Source organism: uncultured Clostridium sp. (genome assembly GCF_937920395.1).
Taxonomy (GTDB): domain Bacteria; phylum Bacillota; class Clostridia; order Clostridiales; family Clostridiaceae; genus Clostridium_AD.
In genome coordinates this window covers 21,454-35,402 of record NZ_CALEVF010000048.1, presented here as the reverse complement: position 1 = coordinate 35,402, position 13,949 = coordinate 21,454, and the positions used below count along the sequence as shown (strand labels likewise).

Genomic DNA, 13,949 nt, shown 5'->3' with positions numbered 1-13,949 from the left:
CCAAATCTTAAAAGTTATCCACAGTTTTTATTTTTGAATTCTGCAAGCCCCTATAAATATATATATACATATTAATCATCATATGTATATATTCCTTAATATTACTAAGCTTTTTAACTAATGTCAAATTTTCATTAAATGAAAAGGAGTATAAATTTCCATAAGATATTTATACTCCTTTATATTATTTTTTATTGTTTTTAACTCTGTTTGGTTTAGCTTTAGGCCTCATAACTATATCCTTTTTCTTATCTTTTTTATAACTAGTATTTGAATAATTTGATTTAGAACTAACTCTTCTCTTCATAAACCCTGATAAATCCATAAACCATAAAGCAAAAATAACAAATACTCCTGGTATTACATATCTAGCTACAAAAACCGGCATAGTCGGCCATAAAGCTATAGGAGCTGTAAATAATAGTATAGCTATCACAAGAACTACCCACTTATTAATTTTTATTTTATTAAGTAAATAAGTTTTTAAACCATAATATATTATAAAAATCACAATTGTAAATGCTATCATGCCAAGTATTTGCATGGCGATATTCATATTAATCCCACCTTTCATATAAATAAATCTATATTATACATTATCAAACATTTTCTAATAATTATCAATAGTTTATGCATTAATTTATCGAATTATATTTGTATTAAAAATAAATTTATGCTAAAATATTTTTGGGTAGTATCGATTGTGAACTGCACTTTATTGTTTACCATATTATAAAAAATAATTAAATCGCAAAGTATTTTAATTCGCGTAGCAAATTAAATTATCTGCTCATATCTTTATGAATGAGACGGCGCTTCATAAATATCAATCTCTCAGTTATCTGAGATGTTTTTTTAGATTTACTAATTGAAAATATATCATACTAGTGGTTGCAGCTCCAAAGGAGATGACTTAACCTCTAGCATTCTTTTAAATATAAACAATTCATGTGCAATCGCATACTCACTTTACCCTATTTTATTATAAAATTAACTGTTTCTAAATTTACTAGTTAATTATTTTCCTTTATAAAAACTAAAATCTTAAATTTTAGTTTTTATATTCATTTAAATAATATTTAGAAATCTAGGAGGATTAACAATTGAAAAATTCTGTTTCAACATTTATATCTGCAAAAAAATCAGGTATTAAATTAACAATGCTTACAGCTTATGATTATTCAATGGCTAAAATTATTGATGAATCTGGCGTTAATGGTATTTTAGTAGGAGATTCATTAGGTATGGTTTGCCTTGGGTACAAAGATACCTTAAGTGTCACTATGGATGACATGCTTCATCATACTAAAGCAGTTGTTCGCGGCACTAAAAACGCTCTTGTAGTGGGAGACATGCCTTTTATGTCTTACCAAACGTCAATATATGATGCAGTTAAAAATGCAGGGCGATTCCTACAAGAAGCGGGAGCCGCAGCTGTAAAACTTGAAGGTGGAGCTGTAGTTTGTCCTCAAATTAAGGCTATAGTTGATGCTCAAATACCTGTTATCGGTCATATCGGACTAACTCCACAATCTGTTAATATATTTGGTGGTTTTAAAGTCCAAGGAAACAATAGCATTGATGCTAAAAAACTTATTGAAGATGCTAAAAAGATAGAAGCTGCAGGTGCTTTTGCTATTGTGCTTGAATGTATACCCGCAAAACTTGCAGACCTTATATCAAATGCAGTAACTATCCCTACTATTGGAATAGGGGCTGGTGGTGGCTGTGACGGTCAAATTTTAGTATATCAAGATATGTTAAATATGTTCGAAGATTTTAAACCAAAATTTGTAAAAAGCTTTGCAAACGTCGGTGATTTAATGAGATCTGGATTTAAATCATATATTAAAGAAGTAACAGAAGGAACTTTTCCAGCAAGTGAACACAGCTTTAAAATAAATGATGAAATTTTAAAAAGTTTGTATTAATATATTTAAACTTTACTTAAGAAAGGAAGTGTAACAGGCATTAATAACTTTTAAATATATTTCAGAATGAAATGATTTAATAATATGTTACTATTGCCTCTAAAAATATGAAGACTATAAATACTATAAAAGAAGCTCGTCATCAAGTCAAAGTTTGGAAAAAAGAAGGTTATAGCATCGCCTTAGTTCCTACTATGGGATCTTTGCATGCAGGTCATGCAAGTCTAATAAGCCGTGCTGCAAAAGAAAATGAGAAAGTTGTGGTAAGCATATTTGTAAATCCAATACAATTTGCTCCTAGTGAAGATCTAGATTCTTACCCAAGAGATCTACATAAAGATGAAATTATTTGCGAGGGTGCTGGTGCAGATTTAATATTTGCACCAAAAGCTACCGAAATGTATTATAAAGACATAGAAGCAAGTGTCAGTGTTAAAGAACTTGCAATAGGTCTTTGTGGCGCTAAAAGACCAAATCATTTTGCCGGAGTATGTACAGTAGTTTCAAAACTTTTTAATATAATCCCTGCAGATAAAGCTTATTTTGGTGAAAAAGATGCTCAACAATTAGCTATAATAAAAAGAATGGTAAGAGACTTAAATTTTGATATAGAAATTATTGGTTGCCCAATTATACGTGAAAAAGATGGTCTAGCAAAAAGCTCACGTAATATTTACCTATCATCAAAAGAAAGAGTAGCCGCTTTAATTCTAAACAAAAGTTTAACTAAATGTAGAGAAGCATTGTCAACTGGTGAAAAATCATCAAAACTTCTAAAAAAAATTATAAAGGATCAAATTGAAACCGAAGTTTTGGCAAGGATTGATTATATAGAAATTGTAGATACTTTGTCCCTTAATATTATAGATTTTGTAAATAAGCCCATTCTTGTTGCCATAGCCATATATATTGGAAAAACAAGATTAATAGATAATTTTATATATGAAGATTAATAAAATATTTTTTTAATACTGTAATAATTTTAAAATAATTGTAAACAATAATATCACAAGACTTTATGAAAGAGGAGATGTTTACAATGAAAGCATTAGATGGTACAGCACTAGTATTAGTTATTATAGGAGCTATAAATTGGGGATTAATTGGATTCTTTAAATTTGATTTAGTGTCAAGCTTATTTGGTACTGGATCAGCGTTAACAAGAATTATTTTTGCTCTAGTAGGTTTATGTGGCTTATATGCTTTATCTTTTCTCGGAAGAGACAGAGATAGCAACAGAGACAGAACTGAAGTTAAATAATATCTAAATAAATATATTAAAGATATAAAAGAAACCGGATAAAAATTCGGCTTCTTTTATATTTTTAGTTAAATCTTAATTGTACCAAAGCCATTCTTTCTGTCACTCTTATCACAATTAAACTTTGTGCTCGTTTTTTATTTACATCTTGTATAATTTTAGAATATTTTTTATCTAACATCATTATCATAGTGCCTGCTTTAGATTGAATTTCATACCCATTAGACCTTTTTACTATAACTAAATTTTCCCATTGGTGGGGAGTATATTTTATAAAATTCATTTCGAAAATTATTCCCTGTTGCTGAAGTAAGATAAGTAAACTATTATACTGATCACGGAGCATATTATTTGTAAATTTTAATCCATTGTTAGTAAGGTTATTCTGTTCTAGTAACTTACTTTGCTTTATTAGTTCTAGTTCATGTTGATCTTTTATAAGGTCTAACTTCTTTATTTTACGATTCATGTTTTCTAAATAATAATTCTTATTATCTTTATCCATTATTATTACCTTGCCTTTCATAGTATTCTTTAGGTAGAATAGAGTTGAGGTGATTATATATGAATAAATTTATAGACTTGATTATTTACGCTTTAGAACATATAGGTAAAAGTAGCAAATTATATCTTACAACATTTTATAATAAAATATACTTCTTAATCAATAAGAATTTTACTTTAAATAAAATTTATAGTCCTATTCTAAAAGAAAAAGTGGATACAAACAAGAGATTACAACAAGCAATAAACATTTTAAATCATAAAAATAAAGATGTTCAACATAACATATTAAATTTAAAAACCGAAAATACATTACTTCAAGACAAAATATCTATAATTGAAGATCTAATAACAAAACGACATGATTAATTATAATATAAATTAAAAGGAGCAGTATATTAACGACATTTCAGAATGAAAGTCCTTAATACGCTGCAACCAAGTAGATAATTCAACCGATTCTTTCCGTATTTTCCTTGTTCAAATTATTTTGAATTATATTTTGTACTACATCTGATATATTAGCTTTTTCTTCCTTAGACATTCCATCAAGATATATGGGTTTACCAAAGATAATCTTAGCACTTGCGCCCTTAATTTTTTCATTATTACCTTCCCATGCAGTATATGTATCATACAATGTTATAGGAACAATAGGAACTCCTGCTTTTATCGCAAGCCTCATACTACCCTTTTTAAATTCTCCCATAGTATTACTTCTACTTCTAGTTCCTTCTGGAAAGATAAGCATAGAATATCCATTTTTCAAATATTCAACGCCTTGTGCAATTGCCTTAAGCGCCTCTCTTGGATTTTCTCTATCCATAAATACACAATGAATTTGTTTCATCCAATAACTCATTATTGGTATCTTTATCATGCTTTTTTTAGCAACAGCTCCCGTTATATTATTCATATTAGCTAATATTGCCGGTATATCGAAATTACTTTGGTGATTTCCAACAAAAAGACAAGCCTCCTTTGGTATATTTTCTTTTCCTATAACTTTTAAATTTAAATCTGCAGACCTTAATACAAACTTAGCCCAATTTGTAGCCACTTTAAATAGGTATACCTCTGCTTCTTTTATAGATATTTTCCTTTTTATTCTGTTAAGTTTTTGTTTCTTAAAGTTTATCCAAATCAAATTAGTAATAATAAGTATATAAAAATATATAGTTCTCATATATCTGTTCCTTCCATGATTTAATTTAATTACATATTTAATTATACTAGTTAATAAGCTTTATTTCAAATTTACCCGATAATATTGATATTTATTTATGCATTTGGGCAACATCATTTATGTAAATAAATAATATATAGGAGCTTAACTTTATGACAAAGAAAACCCGGTTAAAATATGTCTTAGTTTGTATTTCAATAATTTTTGTTATAGTATGTGTAACTATAAGTTACAGGTCTACTATAAAAACTAACCTAGACTTAGAAGATAATATGATAACTCATTTTATTGATGTCGGGCAAGGTGATTGCACTCTTATTCAAGTTAATAATAAGAACCTACTAATTGATAGCGGCACAAGTGATTCAAAGCAAAAATTAATTAGATATTTGAAAAAAAATAATATCACCAAACTAGACTTTATAGTTGCAACACATCCTCATGAAGATCACATAGGAGGTATGGCAAATGTAATCAAAAACTTTGAAGTTGGCGAATTTTGGGCCCCAAAAGCCGTAGCAACTACTCAATCATTTAATGATATGATTGATGCTCTTCGGGCTAAAAACCTAAAAATAAAAATAGCTACACCAAATACCTCTTTAAATTTAGGTCCAAGTACCACTTGTATTATATTATCGCCAAATAAAACAACCTATGATAATGTAAATAACTACTCCTCTGCCCTAAGGATAACTTATAAGAATTCAACTTATTTATTTACGGGTGATATAGAAACCCAAGCTGAAGATGAAATAATGGCTAATGGTTATGATCTATCAGCCCAGGTACTTAAAGTTGCACATCATGGTAGTAAAACATCTTCTTCAAAAGAGTTTTTAGATAAAGTGTCTCCAAAAATTGCTATTATAAGTTGTGGCATTGACAATGATTATGGCCACCCAAATAAAGAAACATTGGATAGGCTCAAAAAAATCAACTGCATCGTCTATAGAACAGACATAGATAAAACTATTGTACTTGTAAGTGATGGGGCAAAAATAAAGAAACTTACGGGAAATTAAATTTATTTTTAAAACTCTTACTAAAATGAAACTCATCGAATAAACCATACATAATAGCAATTTCTTTTAAAGTAATAAGAAGATAATATCCTATTAACAATTTCATCTCCTAAAAAACTGTTTGGATTAAATACTGAAGATTCTAGCTCTACTAGTAATTGTAATAATAATGAAATACACATTTTTTTAGCAATAATATTTTCCTCATTTGGATTAGAAGGTAATTCATAAGTAATATAATCCTTCTCATCTATATCAAAATGAAGGAATATACATTCTGATCCTTTTGGGCTATTTGCATCAGAAAAATGATAGTTATTACCAGTTAAGAAAAACACATCTGCTTCTTGTGCAATAATTTTATCATCTCCTTGGCAAAGATGAAAATGTCCTTTTGAAACATAAGCTAAATCATGATAAAACATAGTTCTACTTGGATGAGGCATTGATTTTGAATATGTTATCCTACTACATTCTTTTAACATTCTTACTTTTTCAAGAGATAAATAATTATATATCATATGCACAATTGTACATGCTATTTTCCTTTTTATTAATTCATTAATTAAATAAAATAATCTATACTTTCATATATATAAATAATTTTGTGAGATGGTATATATGGAAAAAGTACCTTTAAAAAATATTAAGATAACAGATAGCATTTGGAGTTATTATAGAAATCTTACTAAAAATGTAGTAATTCCGTACCAATGAGAAGCCCTTAACGATAGAATTGAAGATGCTTCACCAAGTGGATGCATAAATAACTTTAAAATTTCAGCTGGTGAAAAAGAAGGTAATTATGTAGGAATGGTCTTCCAAGATAGTGATCTTGGTAAAAGGCGTTTCTTAGATATTATCAACAAATATGCTGATTATATTTATTCCATTTTTGGTGAAGAGGAAGGCAAAATAAAAGGATACGATGGACATGAAGAAGTTAAACTCGCTTTAATGAAGTTATATCACGTAACGGCTAATGAAAACTATTTAAAGTTAGCTGATTATTTTCTAGAAGAACGTGGCAAAGATCAATATTACTTTAATACTGAATGGGAGAATAATGGAGGTGTCTCTCATTGGTCAAAATAAAAATGTCCTGCACCAACATTAAATGATAGAAAGTATTATCAAGCCCATAAACAACCGAAGTATCAAGATGATGTTGAGGGTCATTCTGTAAGAGCAGTTTATCTAGCAACAGCTATGGCGGAGGTAGCTTTAGTAAAAAAAGATGAGGAACTTCTAGCCGCGTGTAAACGATTATGGAAAAACATTACGAAATGCCGTATGTATATAACCGGAGGTATTGGTTCAACCCGCTTTGGAGAAGCTTTCACTTTCGATTATGATTTACCTAATGATACAGCCTACGCCGAAACCTGCGTTTCTATTGGGTTAATATTTTTTGCTAATAAAATGTTACAAATAGAACCAAGTAATGAATATGCAGATATTATTAATTTAGCTTTGTACAATACAGTTCTTGCAGGTATGTCTCTTGACGGAAAAAGTTTCTTTTATGTAAATCCTTTAGAGGTTTTACCCGAAGCTTGTGAAAAGAACCTTGATTTTGAAGCTGTAAAGCCTATTCGTCAAAAATGGTTTGGATGTGCTTGTTGTCCTCCCAATCTAGCTAGACTACTAACTTCTTTAGGTGGATATATTTATACAGTATGTGATAACACCATTTATAATCATTTATACATAGCAAGTAAAAGTGATTTAGAAGTGAATTCAGCTAAAATTAACTTAGAACAAATAGGTAACTATCCTTTAATGATAAATTTACAATAAAAGTAATTGTAGACAAACCTACTGAATTTACATTAGCATTAAGAATTCCAAATTGGTCAAAGGATACTAAAATAAAGGTTAATGATGAGTATATAAAATTAGATGAGATATGTGAAAATGGATATGTTAAAATCACTAGAGTGTTCCACATGGATGTAATCTGCATAACCTTTGATTTATCCATTAAGTCTGTCATCTCTAACCCTAAAGTTAAAAGTAATGCTGGTAAAATGCAATTATGCGAATGTCTAAAAGAATTTCAGCCTCTTTTCCACTTGATTTTTATGATATGACAACACAAATCATACAATAACTTTGAATATTATTATGAATCTCTTCTGCGTGGCAACCCAATATTTGTTTGTCACGCAGAAGAGATTCATCTTAAATTAAAATCGTAAATTTAATTAATAGTAACAATACTACGCCTACAACAATTCTATAAATAGCAAATACCCTCATAGGTTTTGTCTTTAAATAAGCAACAAATCTTTCAACTACAAGCATTGCCACTAAAAATGCAACTACAAATCCAATTACCAAAGTAATAATTTCTCCACTACTAAAATTCATACCAGTTTTAAATAAAGTAAGTGCTGTTGCTCCTACCATCGTTGGTATTGCAAGGAAAAATGAAAACTCAGTTGCAGCGATTGTAGAAACTCCACAAATCCACCCTCCCATTATAGTAGATGCTGATCTCGACATTCCTGGCCAAAGTGCCAAACATTGAAAACAACCTATTTTAAATGATTGTTTAATGCTTATTTTATCTACACTTTTCGTTGTATGTTTATGTCTGAATTTATTTTCTATAATAATTAATAGAATTCCTCCAACAATTAGTCCTACAGCCACAGTGCCTGGATTAAAAAGATATTCATCTATTTTATCATTTAAAAGAAATCCCAAAAATGCAGCTGGTATAAATGCGATTATAATATTAGTCCAAAATTTAATACCTGATGGTTTAAGCTTAAAAAGTTCCACAACTGAGCTCCATATTTTACCCCAATATAAAACTATAATAGCAAGAATTGCTCCTAATTGAATTACTACCTCAAAACTATTTGCAAACGCACCCTTAAAATTTATAACACTTCCCACAATTATCATATGCCCAGTGGAGGAAATAGGAATAAATTCTGTTATTCCTTCGACTATTGCTATTATTATAGCTTTTAAAACCAATATAATATTTAAATCCATCTAATGTCTGCTCCCTTCTAAAAATAATTTGTAATTTTTTATTATAATCTATTAGTAACTTAAATACAATTAAAATCGTATTAATATAGATCCATTTATTTTTTTATTACTACTTAACGAATTAAATTTTATCAACTTTTTATAATTCCTCCTTGAGCGTCCTCTTTGTTCTTATCAAACATATTGCACATATTACTAATACAGTACCAACTATCTGCATAAGTGCAATATGTTCATGTAATATAAAAAATGATAATAACATAGCAGTTGGGATTTCTAGATTTCCTATTATAGATACCTTGAGTGACCCTATATATTTTATAGCTGCATATAGTAATGTTAAAGGAATAATTTCACAAAATATGGCAAGAATCGTTGTATATATTAAAAGATTTTTAGTTATATCACCTCTAAAAACAAATAGAGGAAATTTATATATTATAAGACTTATTAACGAAAAAAGTGTTGAGTAGGCATTAATTGTTAAAGGCCTAATCCCCTGTAATTTTTCTTCACTATAAACATTCATAAAGGCATAAAACATTGCACATATTAAAGCAAATATTACTCCTTTAATTGAATACTTAGGCTGGCTTGATAAAATATCCAGGGTTAAAATACAACCAAAAAATGCCAAAAACACAGCGAAGATTTTTATGTAACTTATCGAGTTCTTCTTGAATAATGCAGAATATATAAATACCATTATAGGATATGTATATAATAATATAGCCACCATTTGAATAGGTAAATAGTTGTAGGCTGTATAATAAAATACTGTCATGAATGTATTTCCAACAATTCCAAGTACAGCCAGTCTTAATAGTTGCTCCTTTGTTACCTTAAAGGACTCCCTATTAAAAATATATATGATTACAAACATTAATGGAACAGCTATAATATATTGAAGTGTTAATAAACTTATAGAATCAATTCCAAGACTAGAAGCTAGTTTTACAAATAACCCTGCACTCCCGAATAATATAGCAGAAAAAATCGAATAAATATACCCTTTGCCAAGTAAAATAGTATTATACCTCCAGTACATAAATCTAATATTTTATATGTTATAGTTATATTCTAACAAATTCATACCTAAAAAGCCACAATATTTAATTATAAGTTACATTAATAGGTTAGACATTTATGTTCGTATGTTATAAAATTGTATTATCATAATTATAAAATATATTATGATTTCTACTAATAATAAAAAATTAAATTCATAAGTACAATCAAAGGATGTGTTAAAAATTAAAATTCAGTCGTTACTCAGTATATTAGTTTCAAAATTTATTATGAAATTATCAAAGTCTATATTTCAAGGTGGCACTAATTTCCCGGGTAAAATTGCCTTAAAGCTTGATAAAAACATTTTGAAAACAATTGCTAATAATTATGATGTTATACTTATAACCGGTACTAATGGTAAAACCACAACAACAAGTATGATTTATAGCATCATAAAAGATAGTAAAAGGCCGGTAATCACCAATAATACTGGTGCAAATATGTATACAGGAATAGTTGCTTGTTTTATTTCAAATTATTCATTTAAAAAATCAACTGAGAAAAAAATTGCAGTTATAGAAGTTGATGAGGCTAATCTAAAATTTGTAACCGAATATATAACTCCAAAAATAATTACTATAACTAACCTATTTCGGGACCAAATGGATAGATATGGAGAAGTTTATACAACTCTAAAGAAAATACTTGTCGGGATTGAAAAAGTTCCTGAATCAACTCTTGTGCTTAATGGAGATGAGTCTTTATTTGGAAACTTGAATCTTACAAATAAAGTGATATACTATGGTTTTGAAACTAAAATTAATGAAAATAAAACTGTAGATATAAATGCAGATGCTAAATTTTGTACAATCTGCAAATCAGCCTACAGTTATAATTTTATAACCTACAATCATCTTGGAGACTTTTATTGTCCTTCATGTGGATATAAAAGGCCAAAACTTACATACTTCGTAGATAAAGTTATTGAACTAAATACTAGTGGTTCGTCTGTTTCTATTAATAATAAAGAATATTACATAAATCAACCAGGCACTTATAATATTTATAACGCCTTATGTGCATACTCTGTAGCCAAGGTTCTTGGCACTCCAGATAATACTATAGCAAGCTCTCTTAAAACCGTAGCTAGTAGCTTTGGTAGACAAGAAACTCTAAATATTGATGGCACGGAGGTTAAAATAATATTGGTTAAAAATCCTGCAGGTTATGACGAAGCTGTAAACACTATCAATCTTGATAAACGTAAAATAAACTTATCTCTCCTTTTAAATGATAATTATGCAGATGGTAAAGATGTTTCTTGGATTTGGGATGTAAATTTTGAGCGTCTTACTAGTCTTGATGTTAACAAAGTTATGATATCAGGTATTCGTTTATACGATATGGCAATAAGGCTTAAAGTAGCTGGTTTTTCATCAGATTCATTCCTTCTTTGCAGCGATGAAGAAACATTACTTAAAGAAATTAAATCTTGCAAGGGTGAAATAGTATATATCCTAGCAACCTATACTGCAATGATAAATTTAAGAAAATTTTTACACACTAAAGGTTATATAAATAAAATTTGGTAAAAAATCTAGTATAGTTAAAAATCTAATTCAGAAGGTGAATAATATGGAAATTAATATTTGTCATCTATATCCTGATTTATTGAATGTATATGGGGATGTAGGTAATATTTTAATACTAAAACACAGAGCAGAACTTCGTGGAATTGAAGTAAATATTGTTAATATATCTATGGGCGACAATTTTAAAGCAGAAGATTACGATATAGTTTTTTTTGGAGGCGGCCAAGATTATGAACAAACTATAGTTTCTCCAGATTTAATAACTCTTAAAAAAGATTCAATGGAAGAATATATAGAAAGTGGGAAAGTATTTTTAGCCATCTGTGGTGGATATCAATTACTTGGGAAATATTACACAACTCCAAGTGGTGAAAAAGTTGACGGTCTTGGCATTTTGGATATTTACACTGAAGGTGGTGACAAACGGTTTATAGGCAACACAGTCATTCACAACGAAGCTTTTGATGAAACATATGTAGGCTTTGAGAATCACTCTGGAAGGACCTATATAAACGGTCTATCACCTCTTGGCAAAGTTGAAGTTGGATATGGTAATAATGGAGAAGATGGTTACGAGGGTTGCGTATATAAAAACACCTTCTGCACTTATTTCCATGGTTCATTATTATCTAAAAATCCTGAGCTTGCAGACAGAATACTTTCACTTGCCTTAAACAATAAATATGATGAAGTAGCATTAACATCCTTAGATGATACTCTAGAAATTAAAGCAAAAGAATTTATAATAAACAGGGAAACTTCAAAATAATACCAGTATGAATATGCCTAATAACTATTGTGTTACCACTCAGAAATCTTAAATTACATGAATATATAAGAGATACTGGTATGAATTTCGCCGGAAATGGCATCAAATAAGAAGAGCAGAAACATTGAAATTCCATTTAAAATTCTTCTTTTGTAAGTGTAAAATTCTCGTAAGACTTCCTGAAAGGAAGTCTAGCGAACCGGCAACGCCGAATGTGAGTGTTAGAGTATTTTATATTTGCAAAAGTTTAGAATTTCTTAATGGAATTTCACGTTTCAAACTCTTATTTATGACATGCAGGAGAAATTCATATGTTGTAACTAAAAAAAAGATGTAATTTTGGATAAATTCCAAATTTACATCTTTTTTTCAAGTTGTAATGCCAAAGTAAAATACTTTATAGAATCAGCCACATTAGATAACTTATGGTACATACTCCCCATTTCTAAATAACGAGCATATATGTCTTTCTTATTCCCAAACTTTAATAATGAATCTAAAGATAAATTCATGTACATCTCTGCACTAGATACGCTTCCTTGTCTATCGAGAATAATAGCTTTAAAATAATAACTTTTTTCTATAAACTTAATATCATCTAAATTGATCGCATAGTTTAATACTTCATCAGAAATACGCTGTGCAAGCTCCACCTCATCATTTTTAATAAGTTCTTCAACACAATCAAGCATAAATTCAACTAATCCTACCTTATCGTCTCTAGGATATACACTTAACCCCCGGCTTATATATTCAACTGCTTTTTCTTTCATATTACAGTCAAACATGGTTGCTCCATAGTTGAAAATAGCCCTTGCCTTATAAGGCGACTTATCTTTATATAACTCATAAGACTTTTGCTCATATTTTTGAAAATCACCATTCTTCATTCTTATAGATAAAACAGCTAACATATGATAAATCTGTGCTGCGCGAAGATTTGTATCCACATGCTTAACCAAATCTAATAATCTTTTTCCTACTTCAAAAGCACGGTCATAATTTTCTAGCTTAATATTGCAAGCAGCCTCGCTATACGTGACTATTATTAACTTTTTATAATTCAAATTACCACTACCATAAAGTCCTTTTCTAACATTACGGTAATAACTCGACGCTTGAAGAAAATCTTCTTTTATGTATAGATGTCTTGCCATATCTATATAATATGTTAACTTATTATCCTCTACAGATGTTTTTAAATATAAATCATAGTACTTTGAAGTAATAGCTTGGGTGTTCTCAAAATCTTTTTTATCTAAGTGAAAATTAAATAACATGTGCATTAATTGAATAGCTAAATCATAATAATTATATTTTTCAGCAACATCCAAATTATAAGTTACATTAGTTTTGTAAGTCTCATCTTTAACATCCACGTTACCATTGTTTAAGGCATTTTCCTTTAATATTTTAATATTTCCCTTAACTTGCTCAAACACATTTTCATTTAAATACTCAATATCTATGTCTAATTCTTTACTAATTAATTCTAATATCCAAGGTTCTGCTATGACCTTATTATTTTCTATACAACTCATTTTAGATACTGATATTTTATCATCACATATCTCTCTAAGTGTATATCCTTTATATATTCTACTTCTTTTTATCTTTTCTCCCGTTGATAATATTTTCATTGTCATCACCTATCCACAAAT

15 protein-coding genes and 1 pseudogene are annotated in these 13,949 nt (G+C 28.9%); 9 read left to right on the top strand and 7 right to left on the bottom strand.

The genetic code is table 11. From position 1 onward, the window contains the following. Positions 1-184 precede the first annotated feature (184 nt). Complete coding sequence (locus tag Q0649_RS05840) at positions 185-556, bottom strand: hypothetical protein (protein ID WP_298838709.1); 372 nt, start codon at positions 554-556, stop codon at positions 185-187. A gap of 547 nt (positions 557-1,103) precedes the next feature. Between Q0649_RS05840 and panB the strand changes: the two genes are divergently transcribed. From panB to Q0649_RS05825, 3 genes are all read left to right on the top strand, one after another. Continuing rightward, positions 1,104-1,931 carry a 3-methyl-2-oxobutanoate hydroxymethyltransferase gene (gene panB, locus Q0649_RS05835; RefSeq protein WP_298838706.1) on the top strand — a complete coding sequence of 276 codons (828 nt, stop codon included), beginning with the start codon at positions 1,104-1,106 and terminating at the stop codon, positions 1,929-1,931. A gap of 107 nt (positions 1,932-2,038) precedes the next feature. Beyond that, the gene (gene panC / locus Q0649_RS05830; RefSeq protein ID WP_298838703.1) at positions 2,039-2,884 is read left to right on the top strand and encodes a pantoate--beta-alanine ligase; all 846 of its coding nucleotides are present in this window, start codon (positions 2,039-2,041) and stop codon (positions 2,882-2,884) included. A gap of 86 nt (positions 2,885-2,970) precedes the next feature. After that, positions 2,971-3,192: a DUF378 domain-containing protein gene (locus Q0649_RS05825; protein WP_298838700.1), complete on the top strand. Its 222-nt coding sequence runs from the start codon at positions 2,971-2,973 to the stop codon at positions 3,190-3,192. Between the two features lie 64 nt (positions 3,193-3,256). Here the strand turns inward: Q0649_RS05825 and Q0649_RS05820 are convergent, their stop codons facing one another. Continuing rightward, positions 3,257-3,718, bottom strand: coding sequence for a hypothetical protein (locus Q0649_RS05820; RefSeq protein ID WP_298838697.1), 462 nt, complete (start codon positions 3,716-3,718; stop codon positions 3,257-3,259). A gap of 38 nt (positions 3,719-3,756) precedes the next feature. Here Q0649_RS05820 and Q0649_RS05815 point away from each other — a divergent pair, with 38 nt between their 5' ends. Continuing rightward, on the top strand, positions 3,757-4,065 hold the full coding sequence (locus tag Q0649_RS05815) for a hypothetical protein (RefSeq protein WP_298838695.1): 309 nt from the start codon (positions 3,757-3,759) through the stop codon (positions 4,063-4,065). 82 nt (positions 4,066-4,147) lie between these two features. Here the strand turns inward: Q0649_RS05815 and Q0649_RS05810 are convergent, their stop codons facing one another. Continuing rightward, positions 4,148-4,882 (bottom strand): 1-acyl-sn-glycerol-3-phosphate acyltransferase, encoded by a 735-nt coding sequence (locus tag Q0649_RS05810; RefSeq protein WP_298838693.1) that lies wholly within the window; start codon positions 4,880-4,882, stop codon positions 4,148-4,150. 152 nt (positions 4,883-5,034) lie between these two features. On the opposite strand from Q0649_RS05810, the gene Q0649_RS05805 reads away from it, so the two are divergent. Further along, entirely contained in the window at positions 5,035-5,907 is an 873-nt protein-coding gene (locus Q0649_RS05805; protein ID WP_298838691.1) for a ComEC/Rec2 family competence protein, read from the top strand. Between the two features lie 32 nt (positions 5,908-5,939). On the opposite strand, the gene Q0649_RS05800 is transcribed toward Q0649_RS05805, so the two are convergent. Then, complete coding sequence (locus tag Q0649_RS05800) at positions 5,940-6,428, bottom strand: hypothetical protein (RefSeq protein ID WP_298838689.1); 489 nt, start codon at positions 6,426-6,428, stop codon at positions 5,940-5,942. Between the two features lie 292 nt (positions 6,429-6,720). Here Q0649_RS05800 and Q0649_RS05795 point away from each other — a divergent pair. After that, positions 6,721-7,707: pseudogene (locus Q0649_RS05795) on the top strand (glycoside hydrolase family 127 protein). Next, positions 7,704-8,000 carry a hypothetical protein gene (locus Q0649_RS23045; protein ID WP_367179355.1) on the top strand — a complete coding sequence of 99 codons (297 nt, stop codon included), beginning with the start codon at positions 7,704-7,706 and terminating at the stop codon, positions 7,998-8,000. The pseudogene Q0649_RS05795 and the gene Q0649_RS23045 overlap by 4 nt, the downstream one beginning before the upstream one ends. A 91-nt stretch (positions 8,001-8,091) precedes the next feature. Here Q0649_RS23045 and Q0649_RS05790 read toward each other — a convergent pair whose 3' ends face one another. Further along, positions 8,092-8,916, bottom strand: coding sequence for an undecaprenyl-diphosphate phosphatase (locus Q0649_RS05790; RefSeq protein ID WP_298838687.1), 825 nt, complete (start codon positions 8,914-8,916; stop codon positions 8,092-8,094). A 139-nt stretch (positions 8,917-9,055) separates the two neighbouring features. Next, a complete protein-coding gene (locus Q0649_RS05785; protein ID WP_298838685.1) occupies positions 9,056-9,964 on the bottom strand; it encodes a DMT family transporter in 909 nt (302 codons plus the stop codon). 196 nt (positions 9,965-10,160) lie between these two features. On the opposite strand from Q0649_RS05785, the gene Q0649_RS05780 reads away from it, so the two are divergent. Beyond that, a complete protein-coding gene (locus Q0649_RS05780) occupies positions 10,161-11,519 on the top strand; it encodes a Mur ligase family protein (protein ID WP_298838683.1) in 1,359 nt (452 codons plus the stop codon). A 43-nt stretch (positions 11,520-11,562) separates the two neighbouring features. Further along, positions 11,563-12,288 (top strand): type 1 glutamine amidotransferase, encoded by a 726-nt coding sequence (locus tag Q0649_RS05775; protein ID WP_298838681.1) that lies wholly within the window; start codon positions 11,563-11,565, stop codon positions 12,286-12,288. 356 nt (positions 12,289-12,644) lie between these two features. On the opposite strand, the gene Q0649_RS05770 is transcribed toward Q0649_RS05775, so the two are convergent. Beyond that, on the bottom strand, positions 12,645-13,928 hold the full coding sequence (locus tag Q0649_RS05770; protein ID WP_298838679.1) for a helix-turn-helix domain-containing protein: 1,284 nt from the start codon (positions 13,926-13,928) through the stop codon (positions 12,645-12,647). Between the last annotated feature and the right edge of the window lie 21 nt (positions 13,929-13,949).